Origin of the sequence: Azospirillum brasilense (assembly GCF_003349955.1) — a bacterium.
In the GTDB taxonomy this organism is placed as follows: Bacteria; Pseudomonadota; Alphaproteobacteria; order Azospirillales; family Azospirillaceae; genus Azospirillum; species Azospirillum brasilense_B.
Window position 1 is genome coordinate 1 of sequence record NZ_QLKQ01000115.1, and the last position, 15017, is coordinate 15017.

10 protein-coding genes are annotated in these 15017 nt (G+C 70.3%); 4 read left to right on the forward strand and 6 right to left on the reverse strand.

From position 1 onward, the window contains the following. Positions 1-85 precede the first annotated feature (85 nt). The 6 genes from DXK32_RS29945 to DXK32_RS29970 form a co-directional block, all read right to left on the reverse strand. The gene (locus DXK32_RS29945; RefSeq protein WP_247877411.1) at positions 86-1555 is read right to left on the reverse strand and encodes an FAD-binding oxidoreductase; all 1470 of its coding nucleotides are present in this window, start codon (positions 1553-1555) and stop codon (positions 86-88) included. A 29-nt stretch (positions 1556-1584) separates the two neighbouring features. Beyond that, positions 1585-3039: an aldehyde dehydrogenase family protein gene (locus tag DXK32_RS29950; RefSeq protein WP_114861834.1), complete on the reverse strand. Its 1455-nt coding sequence runs from the start codon at positions 3037-3039 to the stop codon at positions 1585-1587. A gap of 152 nt (positions 3040-3191) precedes the next feature. Continuing rightward, entirely contained in the window at positions 3192-4175 is a 984-nt protein-coding gene (locus DXK32_RS29955; protein WP_114861835.1) for a ketopantoate reductase family protein, read from the reverse strand. Positions 4176-4200: 25 nt separating this feature from the next. Next, positions 4201-5991, reverse strand: coding sequence for a TRAP transporter large permease (locus tag DXK32_RS29960; protein WP_348981611.1), 1791 nt, complete (start codon positions 5989-5991; stop codon positions 4201-4203). 169 nt (positions 5992-6160) lie between these two features. Further along, complete coding sequence (locus tag DXK32_RS29965; RefSeq protein ID WP_247877412.1) at positions 6161-6808, reverse strand: TRAP transporter small permease subunit; 648 nt, start codon at positions 6806-6808, stop codon at positions 6161-6163. A gap of 103 nt (positions 6809-6911) precedes the next feature. Continuing rightward, a complete protein-coding gene (locus DXK32_RS29970) occupies positions 6912-7997 on the reverse strand; it encodes a TRAP transporter substrate-binding protein (RefSeq protein WP_114861837.1) in 1086 nt (361 codons plus the stop codon). Positions 7998-8400: 403 nt separating this feature from the next. On the opposite strand from DXK32_RS29970, the gene DXK32_RS29975 reads away from it, so the two are divergent. The 4 genes from DXK32_RS29975 to DXK32_RS29990 all read left to right on the forward strand — a co-directional run bounded on the left by DXK32_RS29975 (position 8401) and on the right by DXK32_RS29990 (position 14953). Further along, the gene (locus DXK32_RS29975) at positions 8401-11070 is read left to right on the forward strand and encodes a 2-oxoglutarate dehydrogenase E1 component (protein ID WP_114861838.1); all 2670 of its coding nucleotides are present in this window, start codon (positions 8401-8403) and stop codon (positions 11068-11070) included. 219 nt (positions 11071-11289) lie between these two features. After that, on the forward strand, positions 11290-12978 hold the full coding sequence (locus DXK32_RS29980; protein WP_114861839.1) for an acyl-CoA dehydrogenase family protein: 1689 nt from the start codon (positions 11290-11292) through the stop codon (positions 12976-12978). A gap of 112 nt (positions 12979-13090) precedes the next feature. After that, positions 13091-14050, forward strand: coding sequence for a LysR family transcriptional regulator (locus tag DXK32_RS29985; protein ID WP_114861840.1), 960 nt, complete (start codon positions 13091-13093; stop codon positions 14048-14050). Between the two features lie 150 nt (positions 14051-14200). Further along, complete coding sequence (locus DXK32_RS29990; RefSeq protein WP_040137916.1) at positions 14201-14953, forward strand: glucose 1-dehydrogenase; 753 nt, start codon at positions 14201-14203, stop codon at positions 14951-14953. The last annotated feature ends 64 nt before the right edge of the window (positions 14954-15017 follow it).

Sequence of the window (15017 nt, forward strand, 5' to 3'; positions counted from 1 at the left end):
CGCGGATCTTGACGTTGTAATCGACCACCCGCTTGACCGGGACGAGGACCTTCATGGGTTCAATCCTTGACTGGCGGAACCGCGCTCAGGCGCGCAGGATCTTGCCGGGATTCATGATGTTGTGCGGATCGAAGGCGCGCTTCAGCGTCGCCATCATGTCCAGCTCGACCGGCGACTTGTAGCGCGGCATCTCGTCGATGCGCAGCCGCCCGATGCCGTGCTCGGCGGAGATGGACCCGCCCAGCTCGACGACGATGTCATGGACGATGGCGTTGACCGTCGCCAGCTTCGCCTTCCATTCGGCCGGGTCGCCGCCCTCCGCCTGGATCGGGTTGAAGTGGATGTTGCCGTCGCCGAGATGGCCGAAGGCGAAGGGGCGGATGCCCGGGCATTCCCGTTCCAGCGCCGCGTTGGCGCGGTCGAGGAAGCGCGCCACGCGGGAGATCGGCACCGACACGTCGTGCTTGAAGGACACGCCCTCGCGCTTCTGGCCCTCCGGGATGCCCTCGCGGATGCGCCACAGCGAATCGGCCTGGGCCTTGGAGGCGGCGACGACGCCGTCCAGCACCTCCCCGGCCTCCATTCCAGCTTCCAGGATGCCTTCCAGCATCTCCATCAGGCGGTTGCCGCCGTCCTGGTCGGCCAGCTCCACCAGCACGTACCAGGGGTAGCGGTCGCGCAGGGGATCGGGCACGTCCGGCACATGGCGGCGGGCCACGTCGATGCAGTCGCGCTGGATCAGCTCGAAGGTGATGATGCGGTCGCCGGCGACACCCTTGGCGCGGGTCAGCAGGTCGACGGCGTCGCTGGGCGCCGACACCGCGACCAGCGACGTGGCGGTGGCGCGCGGCAGCGGCGACAGCTTCAGCACCGCGGCGGTGACGATGCCCAGCGTGCCCTCCGACCCGATGAAGATCTGCTTCATGTCGTAGCCGGCGTTGTCCTTGCGCAGCCCGCGCAGCCCGTCCCAGATCCGCCCGTCGGGCAGCACCACCTCCAGCCCGGCGACGAGGTTGCGCATGTTGCCGTAGCGCACGACCTGCACGCCGCCGGCGTTGGTGGCGATGTTGCCGCCGATCTGGCAGGAGCCCTCGGCGGCGAGGCTCATCGGGAACAGCCGGCCGATGTCGCGTGCCGCGTTCTGGATGTTGGCGAGGATGCAGCCGGCCTCGACCGTCATCGTGTCGTTGTCGATGTCGATCTCGCGGATGCGGTTCAGCCGGTTGGTCGAGAGGACGATCTCCGTCCCGTCGGCGTGCGGCTGGCTGGCCCCGGTCAGGCCGGTGTTGCCGCCCTGGGGCACGATGGGGGTGCGCGTCTCCGCGCAGACGCGCACCACCGCGGCCAGCGCCTCGGTGCTGTCGGGCAGCACCACGGCGGGGGAGCGGCCGACCCAGCCGTCGCGCCAGGATTCCATGAAGGGCTGCATGGTGCCGGGATCGGTGATCAGCCCGCGGTCGCCGACGATGGCGTGGATGGGGGCGAGCACGGCCGTCGCGAAGTCCGGCCGCCCGGCGGTCAGGGTGTGGTTGGACCCCGAAATGTCTTTGGACAAGGAGACTCTCCCTGGGCTTCGGTTCGACGTCACAGCGCGCGATAGGCCGTCTTGATGATGGTGTAGAACTCGATGGCGGAGCGTCCCTGCTCGCGCGGGCCGTAGCTCGACATCTTCCGGCCGCCGAAGGGGACGTGGTAGTCGACGCCGGCCGTCGGCAGGTTCAGCATGGTCATGCCGGCCTGGATGTTGGCCTGGAAGTGGCGGGCGTGCTTCATCGAGTTGGTGATGATGCCCGACGACAGGCCGTAGTCGGTGTCGTTGGCGACAGCCAGGGCCTCTTCATAATCCTTGACGCGGATGACGCTGGCGACCGGGCCGAACACCTCCTCCCGGTTGATGATCATGGCGTTGCTGGTCTCGGTGAACAGCGTCGGGGCGAGGAACCAGCCGCGCGTCGGTCGGTCCAGCCGCCCGCCGCCGGAGGCCAGCCGGGCACCTTCCTTCAGGCCGGTGTCGATGTATTGCAGGTTCTTGGTGAGCTGGAACTCGTCGATGACCGGGCCGATCTGCGTCTCCGGCTGGAGGGCGTGACCGACGCGCAGCGCCGCCATCCGCTCCGTCATCGCGGCGACGAAGGCGTCGTGGACGGAGTCCTCGACGATGAAGCGGCCGGTGGCGGTGCAGCGCTGGCCGGCGTGGAAATAGGCGCTGTTGACGCCGATCTCGGCGGCGCGCTCCGGGTCGGCGTCGCCCAGCACGACCAGCGGGTTCTGACCGCCCAGCTCCAGCTGGACGCGGATCATCCGTTCCGCGCAGCGCACGGCGATGCGCCGCCCGGTGTTGACCGAGCCGGTGAAGGACACGGCGTCCACCGCGTCGACCACCGCGGCGCCGACGTTCGGGCCGGCGCCGATCACCAGATTGAACAGGCTGCTGGGCATGCCGTGGGCCTCCAGCGCCTCCGCGATGAGGCGGGTGACGGCGATGGAGATGCCGGGGGTCTTCTCCGACGGCTTCCAGATCACCGCGTTGCCGAAGGCCAGCGCCGGGGCGATCTTCCACATCGGCGTGGCGACCGGGAAGTTCCAGGGTGTGACGAGGCCGATGACGCCGACCGGCTCCCGCGTCACGTCGACCTCGACGCCGGGCCGCACCGAGCCCAGCGTCTCGCCCGGCGCGCGCAGCGCCTCGGCGGCGAAGAAGCGGGCGAGGTGGGCGGCGCGGGTGATCTCGCCCAGCGCGTCGGGGATGGTCTTGCCGCCCTCGGTCGCGGCGATGAGGGCCAACTCGTCCTTGCGGTCGAACAGCGCGCGGGAGATGGCGTCGAGCACCAGCGAGCGCTGCTCCACCGTGGCGGCGCGCCATTGCGGCTGGGCGGCGCGCGCCGCGGCGACGGCCTCCGTCACATCGTCGGCGCCGGCCAGCGAGTAGGAACCGGCCAGCTCGTCCAGGTTCGACGGGTTGAGGATGTCGAGCCGGTCGCGGCCCGGACGCCAGGAGCCGGCGATGAAGTTGGTGATGCGATCGGAAGCGGGGGACATGTCGTTTTTTCTCCGGGGACGTTCTTCTGTGGCGCTGGTCCTGCCCCCACCCCGGCCCTCCCCCGCTGCGCAGGGGAGGGGGATTTTCGCGAAGCGGCGGCAGTCCCCTCCCCTGCGACAGCGGGGGAGGGTCAGGGTGGGGGCAAGTGCGCTCAGTCGGCGCGCGCCACCCGCTCCTTCAGGGCGGTCAGCGCCCACAGCGTTTCAATGGTCGGCACCGGCACGCCGCGGCGGCGGGCCAGCTCCAGGACGGTGGTCACGATGGGGTCGATCTCCATGCTGCGGCCCGCCTCGAAATCCTGGAGCATCGACGGCTTGTGGCCGGGCACGCCGCTGCCCCGGCTCAGCCGCTCGTCGATGTCGTCGGGCAGGGCGACGCCCCAGGCATGGGCGACGTTCAGGCATTCGCGCATCAGCCGGCCCTGGACGGCGGCCATGCCGGGGGCCTGCTCCATGGCGCCCATGGTGGCGCCGGTCAGCACGCTGGTCGGGCCGACCGCCATGTTGAGCATCAGCTTGTTCCACAGCGTCACGCGGATGTCGGCGGGGAGGCGGGCGGTGGCGCCCGCCGCGTTGAAGGAGTCGGCCAGGGCCGCCAGCTTCTCCGCATGGTCGCCGGGCCGGGGAGCGCCGAAGGCCAGCACCGGCAGCGCGGTGTGGGCGACGACGCCCGGCTCGACGATGCGGGCGGGCAGCACCTCCATCACGCAGGCGGCGACCCGCTCCGGGCCGATGGCCGACCAGATGGCGCCGCCGGGATCCACCACCTCCAGCGGCTCCGGCGTCACGCCGTCCCCGGCGCCGTACAGGTACCACCAAGGAATCCCGTTCTGCGCCGCCACCACCAGCGTGTCCGGCCCGCACAGCGCCGGGAAGGACGCGGCCAGGGCCGGCAGCCCGTGCCCCTTCACCGTGACGATCACCACGTCCTGCGGGCCGAGGTCGGCGGCGGAGTCGCTGGCCCGCGGCCGGCTGGTCAGCGTGCCCTTCGGCGTCTGCACGGTCAGCCCGCCCTCGCGGATCGCCGCGAGATGGGCGCCGCGGGCCAGCAGCGACAGCTCGTGCCGGCCCGTGGCGGCGAGGTACCCGGCCAGCGCGCCGCCAACGGCCCCGGCCCCTACGACGGCGATGCGCATGTCGCTCTCCCTTTCCTGGTCTCGATCACTTGAATTCCAGCGGCGGCAGGTCGTCGTTCAGATCGCCGCCGAGGCCCTTGAACTGCTCCTCGATCTGCTTGTCGTCGAGCTTGGTGGCGGTTGACTTGTAATGCATGACCATCTGCGGGAAGGCGATCACCAGGGCCACCATGACGAGCTGGATGACCACGAAGGGCACCGCGCCCCAGTAGATCTGGCTGGTCAGGACGGGGGCCGTCTCCTTCTTCGTGATGCGGTCGATGTAGGGCAGCTTGGGCGCCACCGAGCGCAGGAAGAACAACGAGAAGCCGAAGGGCGGGTGCATGAAGCTGGTCTGCATGTTCACCGCCAGGATGATGCCGAACCACACCAGATCGATGCCCAGGCGATCCGCCGCCGGGGCCAGCAGCGGGATGACGATGAAGGCCAGCTCGAAGAAGTCGAGGAAGAAGGCCAGCAGGAAGACCATCACGCTGACCGCGATCAGGAAGCCCATCTGGCCGCCGGGCAGCGAGACCATCAGCTCCTCGACCCAGATGTGGCCGTTGACGCCGTAGAAGGTCAGCGAGAACACCCGCGCGCCGATCAGGATGAACAGCACGAAGGAGGCCAGCTTGGCGGTCGCGTAGGTCGCCTGCCGCACCATGTCGAGATTCAGCCGCTTCTTCATGGCCGCGAGCGCCAGCGCGCCGACCGCGCCCATGGCGCCGCCCTCGGTCGGGGTGGCGAGGCCGACGAAGATGGTGCCCAGCACCAGGAAGATCAGGGCCAGCGGCGGCACCATGACGAAGGTCGCCTGCTCGGCCATGCGGGAGATCAGGCGGCGTCCGCTCGTGCGCTCCACCACCGCCACCGCCAGCGCGTAGAGCGCGCCAGCCGCGACGGAGTCGCCGACCAGGGCCAGGGTGGTCCATTCGTTGACCGTCAGCCACGCCGCCCCCGCGGTCAGCGCCGCTGTGGCGACGGTCTGCAGGACGAGGCGCCGCGCGCCGAAGCCGCGGTTGAAGGCGGCCGCCAGGAAGGCGACCAGCACCGCCACCGACAGCAGCAGCACGACGTAGTCGGCGCCGGACTTCACCTCGGTGCGGCCCATCACCCAATAAGCGACCCCGCCCGCGAACAGGGTCAGCAGGCCGAGCTGCCAGACGCCGCGCGTGCCGTTCGGCTCGCGGTGGGCGATGGCCTCCGGCGGCAGGCCGGGGGCGGCCTTGGGCCAGATCATCGAGACGACGAAGACGTAAAGGGCGTAGAGGCCCGACAGCAGCAGGCCGGGAACGAAGGCGGCCTCATACATGTCGCCGACCGAGCGGCCGAGCTGGTCGGCCATGACGATCAGCACCAGCGACGGCGGGATGATCTGGGCCAGCGTGCCCGACGCCGCGATGACGCCCGACGCCAGACGGCGGTCATAGCCGTAGCGCAGCATGATCGGCAGCGAGATCAGGCCCATCGAAATGACCGACGCGGCCACCACGCCCGTCGTCGCGGCGAGCAGCGCGCCGACGAAGATCACCGCGTAGGCCAGACCGCCGCGGATCGAGCCGAACAGCTGCCCGATGGTGTCGAGCAGGTCCTCGGCCATGCCGGACCGCTCCAGCACCAGCCCCATGAAGGTGAAGAAGGGCACGGCCAGCAGCACGTCGTTGTTCATCGTGCCGTAGACGCGCTCCGGCAGCGCCTGGAACAGGTCGGGGCGGAACAGCCCGATCTCGATGCCGATCAGGCCGAACAGCAGCCCGTTGGCGGCCAGCGCGAAGGCCACCGGATAGCCGAGCAGCAGCATGCCGACCAGCGTGGCGAACATGATCGGCGCCATGTTGTGGCCGACCCAGCCGCGCCAGCCGTCCTGTTCGGCGAGTGCGGCGGCACCCGGCACCGGAAGCACGTAGAGCGCCACGGCGACCACCGCCAGCAGCACCAGGGAGATGACGGACAGCCGGACGACGCGCGGCGAAAGGGAGGGGGAGGTCGTGCTCATCGCGCGGTCACCGGCTGGAAAGGGTGTCGGGGTGGGAGGCGCGCTCGCGCTCGGCGGCCAGCACGCGCTCCGCCTCGGCCTCGGCCGCCGCCTGATGGCCGCCGGCCCGGTGGTTGTCGTCCTCCAGATGGCCGGACATGATCGCGGCGCGCTTGGCCAGCTCGGACAGGCCCTGGATGAAGAGAACGGTGAAGCCCAACGGAATCAGCATCTTCGCCGGCCATTGCGGCAGGCCGCCGGCGTTCATCGACTGCTCCTCGATCGCGTAGGAGGCGATGGCGAAGGGCCAGGAGGTGACCAGCATCACGAAGCTGAAGGGCAGCAGGAAGGTCAGATGGCCGAACAGGTCGATGGTGTCGCGCGCGCGCTTGCCGAGCTGCGCGTTCACGATGTCGATGCGGATGTGCTCGTCCTCCTTCAGCGTCCAGGGGGAGCAGAGCAGGAACACCGCGGCGAACAGCACCCATTGCAGTTCCAGCCACGAATTGGAGCTGACGTCGAAGGTCTTGCGGACGACGGCGTTGACCGCCGACACCAGGATGGCCAGCACGATCAGCCAGGAAATCGCCTTGCCCAGCCGCGCGGTGACCGCGTCGACCAGCCGGCAGGTCCCGACCAGGGCCGTCATGAAGGGGGAAGCGTTGGGGGTCGGCATGGTGGGCAGGCCCTCCGGGAAAAGCCGGTCGCGCGGAACGCGACGATGCCACGGCCGGAGAGCGGTGGCCCCGCTCCCCGGTCATGGTTGACGAGGTGCCGGATCAGCGCCGGGCGAGGCGGAGGACGGCGCTGTCGTAGGCGTACTCCGACGCCTGGTTCCACAGGTTCGAGTCCGTCTGGAAGCGACGGTAGCTCTCGTAGAACTTCTTGAAGGTCGGATTCTTGTCCGACAGCTCGTCGTAAAGCTCCAGCGCCGCCTTGTGGCTGGCCTGCAGCACGTCCTGCGGGAAGGCGCGCAGCTTGGCGCCCTTCTCCACCACGCGCTTCAGCGCCGCCGGGTTCAGCACGTCGTAGCGCGCCACGCTGTCGACGTTGGCGAGCGCCGCCGCCGAGGTCAGCGCCGCCTGGTAATGCTTGGGCAGGCTGTTCCAGCGGTTGGTGTTGATGAAGAAATGCTGGAGCGAGGTGCCGTCCCACCAGCCCGGGTAATAGTAGTTCGGCGCGATCTTGTAGAGGCCGAGCTTCTCGTCGTCGTAGGGACCGTTGAACTCGGCGGCGTCGATGGTGCCGCGCTCCAGGGCCGGGTAGATGTCGCCGCCGCTGACCTGCTGCGGCACGACGCCCAGCTTGGAGAGGATCTGGCCGCCGAGGCCGGAGATGCGGAACTTCAGACCCTTGAGGTCCTCCATGCTCTTGATTTCCTTGCGGAACCAGCCGCCCATCTGGGCGCCGGTGTTGCCGCCGGCGAGCGCCTTCAGATTGTGCCCGGCGTAGAACTCCTCCAGCAGCTTGCCGCCCTCACCGTGGTAGAACCAGGCGTTCTGCTGGCGGGTGTTCAGGCCGAAGGGCAGGCAGCAGCCGAAGGCGAAGCTCGGGTCCTTGCCGACATAGTAGTAGGAGGCGGTGTGGGCCATCTCCACCGTGTCGTTGCTGGCGGCGTCGAGCGCCTGGAGCGCCGGGACCAGCTCGCCGGCGGCGAAGACCTGGATCTGGAACTTGCCGTCGGTGGCCTCGGCGATGTTCTTCGCCATCACCTCGGCGCTGCCGTAGAGCACCTCGATGTTCTTCGGGAAGCTGGACACGCAGCGCCAGCGGATCGTCGGCTCCGACTGGGCGATGGCCGGGGCGGCGAGGGTGGAGGCGCCGGCGACGACGGCGGCACCCTTGAAGAATTGACGGCGCTTCATGTGGATCTTCCTCCCGAGATTATCGTGGCCGAGATTATCGCGGCCGAGATTTTTGTTGCCCGGACGAGACGATGCCGGTCCGAGGCGCCTGGCCCCCGGCGGGTGGCCGGGGAGGGTGTGGTGACCCTGACAGTGGATCAGGCGGCCGCACAGCGGAATGCGTATTGCCGGCATATCAGCCATAAGCGCGGCAAGCCATCAGCGGTACGAACGGTTTCACCCGAAACCCGCGCGATCCCGCCCCGACCGGTGCGGGCGCGGACGGTTTGCTATGCCCGCAATGAATATCTGTTACAGGCACGCCGTGCGCTCCGCACCGCGCGATGGGCCGATAAGCTGGATGCAACTGGTCTTTGACCGCCATCAAACCGACGGATGTTCAATCGCATGAACGGTGTGCGCCATGTCTAGGCCGTCCTCCCCGCTCAACGCCGCCGGAGCCGCCTATCTCGAAGCGTTGCAGGAACGTTTCCGCGAGGACCCGGCCTCGGTGGATGTGAGCTGGCGCGCCGTCTTCCAGATCCTCGACGAGCTGGGCGCCGTTCCCGCCGGCATGCCGTCCGGCGCCCCGGCCGGCGATCCGACGGTTCCGCTGCGGCAGGAGGAGATCCGCCAGCGCGGGCACGCCACCGCCGCGCTCGACCCGCTGGGCCGCGCCGCGCCTCCCGCATCCTCCGCGTCCGAGGACGCCCAGACCGCGCGCCTGCGCCGGCTCTACCAGGGTACCCTGACGCTGGAGACCGCGCACATCGACGATCCGGCCCTGCGCTCCTGGCTGCGCGACGCCTATGAGGGGGCGGAGACCGCTCCGCCCGCCGAGGCGCGCCGCCGCGCCCTGGCCCTGCTGACCGCGGCGGAGGAGTTCGAACGGTTGCTCGGCGTCCGCTACCCGACCAAGAAGCGCTTCGGGGCGGAGGGCATGGAGACGCTGATCCCGCTGCTCGACCGCGTCCTCGCGGCGGCGGCGGCGGCGGGCGTCACCGAGGTGCAGGTCGGGACGATGCACCGCGGCCGGCTCAGCCTGATGGCCAACGCGCTGGGCAAGCCGCTGGTCGAGCTGTTCGCCGGCATCAAGGGCATGCACCCCTTCCTGGCCGACCCGCCGGTTCCCGCCGACGTGCCCTATCACATGGGGGTGGAGAGCACCCTCTCCTTCGGCGAGCGGTCGCTGGCCCTGACCCTGTCACCCAACCCGTCGCATCTGGAAGCCATCAACCCGGTCACGCTGGGCCGCGCGCGGGCGCGCCAGGACCTGGAGCGTGACCAGGGCGGCGAGGCCAGGCGGGTGCTCTGCGTGCTGCTGCACACCGACGCCAGCGTGATCGGCCAGGGCAGCGTGACGGAGGCGCTGCAGCTGTCCGGCGTCCCCGGCTTCACCGTCGCCGGCACCATCCACGTCATCGTCAACAACCAGATCGGCTTCACCACCGAGCGGGAGGAGGCGCGGACCTCGCTCCACTGCACCGGCCTGTGGAAGGCGGTGGACAGCCCCATCCTGCACGTCAACGCCGACGATCCCGACGCCGCCCTGCGCGCCGCCGACCTCGCCGTGGCCTTCCGGCAGGCGCACGGGCGCGACGCGGTGATCGACCTCGTCGGCTACCGCCGCAACGGCCACAATGAGATCGACGAGCCGCGCTTCACCCAGCCGCTCGACTACAAGGCGATCGACGCCCACCCGCCGGCCCGCGCGCTCTACGCGCAGCGGCTGGCCGCCGACGGTCTGGTCGGCCCCGAGGAGGCGGAGGCGCTGGCCGCCGGGCACAAGACCCGCTTCCAGGAGGCGCTGGCCGCGGCCGCCGACCACCGGCCGAACCACGACGGCTTCCCCGGCGGGCGCTGGGCGCCCTTCGCCCCGGCCGGCGCGCTTCCCGCCGAACCGGACACCGGCATCGCCGACGACCGGCTGCGCGGGCTGCTGGCGGCGCTGGCCGCCATTCCCGACGGACTCGCCGTGGACCGCAAGGTGGAGCGCGTCATCCGCCGCCGCGCCGAGGAGCCGCTGGACTGGGCGACCGGCGAGGCGCTGGCCTTCGCCACGCTGCTGGCCGAGGGGACGCCGGTGCGGCTGACCGGCCAGGACGTGGTGCGCGGCGCCTTCTCGCACCGCCATTTCGCGCTGACCGACACCGTCACCGGGCGCCGCCATGTCAGCCTGAACCATCTGGGTGTGGAGCAGGCGCGGTTCGACGTGGTCAACAGCCCGCTGTCGGAATACGCCGTCCTCGGCTTCGAGTACGGCTACAGCCTGGAGCGGCCCGACGCGCTGGTGATCTGGGAAGCGCAGTTCGGCGATTTCGCCAACGGCGCGCAGATCATGATCGACCAGTTCATCGTCAGCGCCGAGGACAAGTGGCGCCAGCCCTCCGGCCTCGTCATCCTGCTGCCGCACGGGCTGGAGGGGCAGGGGCCGGAACACTCCTCCGCCCGGCCGGAGCGCTTCCTGCAGATGGCGGCGCGCGACAACATCCGCGTCGCCCATCCCTCCACCCCGGCCAACTACTTCCACCTGCTGCGCCGGCAGATGCTGCGCCGCGACCGCAAGCCGCTGGTGGTGCTGAGCCCGAAGACGCTGCTGCGCCTGCCCGCCGCCGTGTCGACGCTGGCCGACTGCGCGCCGGGCACCGCCTTCCAGCCGGTGATCGTCACCGCCGGGGCGCGGGTCGAGCGCATCCTGCTGTGCAGCGGCAAGCTGGCCTACGAGCTGGAGCGCGAGCGGAGCGAGCGCGGCGCCGAGGCCGTGGCGGTGGTCCGGCTGGAATCGCTGTACCCTCTGCCCGACGCCGCTCTGTCGGCGCTGTTCCGCCGCTGGCCGGGCGCGTCCTGCGCCTGGGTGCAGGAGGAGCCGTGCAACCTGGGCGCCTGGACCTACCTGGACCGCCGTCTGGAGGCGCTGCGCGCCGCCGCCGGCTGCGCCGAGCCGCGCGTCGCCTGCGTGGCCCGCGACGAGGCGGCGTCGCCCGCCGGCAGCTTCCACGGCGACCACGAGGCCGACCAGCGCCGGCTGGTCGAGCAGGCCTTCGCCGGGATCGCCGCGTCCCTCCCGCCCCGCGAGACGATCGCGGCGGACTGAGAGACCGTTTGGAAATGCTCATGTCCAGTTCGCCCCCATTTGGCCGTCATCTCCGCGAAGGAGGGGATCCAGTGGACTTCGCCGCAGAATGGCTGATGAGCCCTGGATTCCCGCTTTCGCGGGAATGACGAAACTGGGAGGATTCACGGAATGGAAGCGTTTCCAATCGGGCTCTGAGCCAGAACAACACCAAAACAACACGCACCGAGGAAACCCGCCATGTCGTCCACCCAGAACCCCAACGGCCCGCTTCCGCGGCCCGACCTGCTGCCCACCACGGCGGCGGCGCTCGACGCGGTGGCGCGGCTGGCCGAGGCCGCCGAGCGCGGCGTCGCCGCGCTGGTGGCGCCGGAGGGGCGCGTCGATGCGGCGGCGCTCGACCGCCATCAGGTGGCGGCGCACGGCTTCGCCTGGGTGGCGACCTACGCCGAGGCGCTGCGCCAGATGCAGGGCTGGGCGGAGCGGCTGGACCGCGCCGGCCGGCTGGGCGAGCTGGAGGCCTGCATGCTCCAGGCCGCCTTCGGCGAGTATCTGGCCCAGCTCGACGGCGGTCTGGCGATGAGCCAGGGCGAGATCGTCCGCCCCGCCGATTTCGGGCTGGACGACGCGGAGCGCGCCGCTTTCCGCACCGAGGCGGTGCGCCGGCTGATCGCCGCCGGCAACGCCCCCGCCCTGCGGCTGCGCATCGCCGAGCTGCTGGCCGACGCGCTGCACGGCGGCGGCTTCGGCGAGGCGGCGCTGGAGGACGAGGCGCTCGACATGGTGCGCGAGCAGTTCCGCCGCTTCGTTGCCGACGTGGTGGAGCCGCACGCCCACGAGTGGCACCTTAAGGACGAGCTGATCCCGATGCCGGTCGTCGAGCAGATGGCCGAGATGGGCGTCTTCGGCCTGACCGTGCCGGAGGAGGACGGCGGACTCGGCATGGGCAAGCTCGCCATGTGCGTGGTGACGGAGGAGCTGTCGCGCGGCTACATCGGCGTCGGCTCGCTGGGCACCCGCGCGGAGATCGCCGCCGAGCTGATCCGGCTGGGCGGCACCGCCGAGCAGCGGGCGCGCTGGCTGCCGCGCCTCGCGTCCGGCGAAATCCTGCCGACCGCCGTCTTCACCGAGCCCAACACCGGCTCCGACCTGGGCAGCCTGCGCACCCGCGCCGTGCTGGACGGCGACACCTACCGCGTCACCGGGGCGAAGACCTGGATCACCCACGGCAGCCGGTCGGACCTGATGACCCTGCTGGTGCGCACCGACCCGGACGCCCCCGGCTACCGCGGCCTGTCGATGCTGCTGGCCGAAAAGCCGCGCGGCACCGAGGCCGACCCCTTCCCGGCCGAGGGCATGAGCGGCGGCGAGATTCCGGTTCTCGGCTATCGCGGCATGAAGGAGTATGAGATCGGCTTCGACGGCTTCGCGGTGCCGCGCGACAACCTGCTGGGCGGCGTCGAGGGCCAGGGCTTCAAGCAGCTGATGGCGACCTTCGAATCCGCCCGCGTGCAGACCGCCGCCCGCGCCGTCGGGGTGGCGCAGAACGCGATGGAGCTTGGCCTGCGCTACGCCCAGGAGCGCGTCCAGTTCGGCCGCCCGCTCGCCGCCTTCCCGCGCGTCGCCGGCAAGATCGCCTGGATGGCCGTGGAGACGATGATCGCCCGCCAGCTCACCTACTTCGCCGCGCGCGAGAAGGACAGCGACCGCCGCTGCGACATCGAGGCCGGCATGGCCAAGCTGCTGGCGGCGCGCGTCGCCTGGTCGAACGCCGACAACGCGGTGCAGATCCACGGCGGCAACGGCTACGCGGTCGAGTATCCGATCAGCCGTGTGCTGTGCGACGCCCGTATTCTGAATATTTTCGAAGGGGCGGCGGAAATCCAGGCCCAGGTTGTGGCGCGCGGCCTGCTCACCCGGCGCAATTGATCGCGAGACACGGCGGAGGGCCGGGCAGGACTGACCTGCCAGGACTCCGCTTGTGTCATACCGGCGTATTCGCTATCCGACGCGGAGGCCGAACGACGAGACCTGTCCCGCGATGGAACTTCTGGAACTGCGCTACTTTGTTCAGGTGGCCGACCTTGGCAGCTTTTCCAAGGCGTCGGTCAAGCTTGGCATCACCCAGCCGGCGCTCAGCCGGCAGGTCCAGAAGCTGGAGCACGAGCTGCGCACCAGCCTGTTCTACCGCCATGGCCGCGGCGTCTCGCTGACCCAGCAGGGGCGCAAGCTCTACGACGTGGTGCGCCATCTGCTGGGCGCGCTGTCGGAGATCAAGGAGGAGATCCAGGACCAGTCGGAACGGTTGACCGGCTCGGTCACGCTGGGGCTTCCGCCGTCGATCTGCGCCACGCTGGGGGCGCCGCTGGCCCGCCGCTTCCACGAGAACTACCCCGACGCCACGCTGCGCATCCACGAGGTGTTCAGCGGCACGCTGCTGGAATGGGTCGAGGGCGGGCGGCTCGACCTCGCCGTGCTCTACGACGCCCGGCGCGGGCGCAGCATGCTGTCCTCGCCGCTGCTCGTCGAAAATCTGCTGTTGGTCCAGTCCGCCAAGGACGCGGTGGCCGGGGACGACGGGCCGGTCGAGGTGGAGACTCTGGGCGGCCTGCGCTTCGTCCTGCCGGGGCTGGAGAACGGGCTGCGCCGGGTGGTCGACGCGGCGGTGCGGCGGGCCGACATCGACCTTCAGGTCGATATGGAGATCGATTCCGTCACCGCCATCAAGCAGCTGGTGGAGGAGGGCATGGGCTCGACCATCCTGCCCTTCGGCGCCGTCCACCGCGAGGTGCGCCAGGGCCGGCTGATCGCCCGCGAAATCAGTTCCAAGGACATGCACGCCATGCTCGTCACCGCGACGCCGTTGCACCAGCCGGTGTCGAAGGCGACGCGCGCCCTGCTGCGGCTGATCCACGCCGAGGTGGCGAAATGCGTCGCCAACGGCGTGCTCAAGGGCAAGGTCGTCGCCCCCGGCAGCGCCGGGGAGAACAGCGCTCCCTGATCCGCGCCCCCTGACGCGATGGTCATGATCCGCGCCCCATGATCCGCTGTGGGGCCTGATAGCAGCTATGACGGATGGTCCATAGCACGGCCCCTGCGGCGCGGATAGCCTCCCCCCATCATCACAAAATCCCTTGGGGAGGAACCGAGAATGACGAAGCGTCTGGACGGCAAGGTCGCCCTGATCACCGGTGCGGCGCAGGGGCTGGGCCTCGCGATGGCCGAGACCTTCGTGCGCGAGGGCGGTCGGGTGGCCGTCGTGGACATCAACGGCGACGCCGCCAAGGCGGTCGCCGAACGGCTGGGCGAGTCCGCCATCGGCATCGCCGCCAACGTCACCAAAATGGCCGATGTCGAGATGACCATCGCCGCCACCGTCGAGAAGTTCGGGCGGCTGGACATCCTGGTCAACAACGCCGGCTCCACCCACGCCAACGGCCCGTTCGAGAATGTCACGGAGGAAGAGTTCGACCGCGTCTTCGCGCTGAACGTCAAGTCGATCTACCTCTATTCCAAGGCGGTCGTCGCGACCATGCGGGCGCAGAAGTCCGGCGTGATCCTGAACCTCGGCTCCACCGCCGGCCTGCGGCCGCGTCCGGGCCTGGTCTGGTACAACGCGACCAAGGGTGCCGTGCACAACATCACCAAGTCGCTGGCGCTGGAGCTGGCGCCGGACAACATCCGCGTCTGCGCGCTCGCCCCGGTCGCCACCGAGACACCGCTGCTCGCCACCTTCATGGGCGGCGACACCCCGGAGAAGCGGGCGCGCATGATGGGCATCGTTCCGCTCGGCCGCCTGGGCCAGCCGACCGACGTCGCCAACGCCGCCCTCTACCTCGCGTCGGACGAGGCGGCCTTCCTGACCGGCGTGGTGCTGGAGATCGACGGCGGGCGCTGCGTGTAATCCGCGTCGATCGTTCGCCCCCACCCCGGCCCTCCCCCGCTCCCGCAGGGGAGGGAGAATGGTC

Bases quoted from the DNA above. Each gene is read 5' to 3' on its own strand.
- DXK32_RS29955 (WP_114861835.1), bottom strand. From the start codon at position 4,175: ATGCGCATCGCCGTCGTAGGGGCCGGGGCCGTTGGCGGCGCGCTGGCC.
- DXK32_RS29960 (WP_348981611.1), bottom strand. From the start codon at position 5,991: ATGGCGCCGATCATGTTCGCCACGCTGGTCGGCATGCTGCTGCTCGGC.
- DXK32_RS29965 (WP_247877412.1), bottom strand. From the start codon at position 6,808: ATGCCGACCCCCAACGCTTCCCCCTTCATGACGGCCCTGGTCGGGACC.
- DXK32_RS29950 (WP_114861834.1), bottom strand. From the start codon at position 3,039: ATGTCCCCCGCTTCCGATCGCATCACCAACTTCATCGCCGGCTCCTGG.
- DXK32_RS29990 (WP_040137916.1), top strand. From the start codon at position 14,201: ATGACGAAGCGTCTGGACGGCAAGGTCGCCCTGATCACCGGTGCGGCG.
- DXK32_RS29985 (WP_114861840.1), top strand. From the start codon at position 13,091: ATGGAACTTCTGGAACTGCGCTACTTTGTTCAGGTGGCCGACCTTGGC.
- DXK32_RS29975 (WP_114861838.1), top strand. From the start codon at position 8,401: ATGTCTAGGCCGTCCTCCCCGCTCAACGCCGCCGGAGCCGCCTATCTC.
- DXK32_RS29980 (WP_114861839.1), top strand. From the start codon at position 11,290: ATGTCGTCCACCCAGAACCCCAACGGCCCGCTTCCGCGGCCCGACCTG.
- DXK32_RS29970 (WP_114861837.1), bottom strand. From the start codon at position 7,997: ATGAAGCGCCGTCAATTCTTCAAGGGTGCCGCCGTCGTCGCCGGCGCC.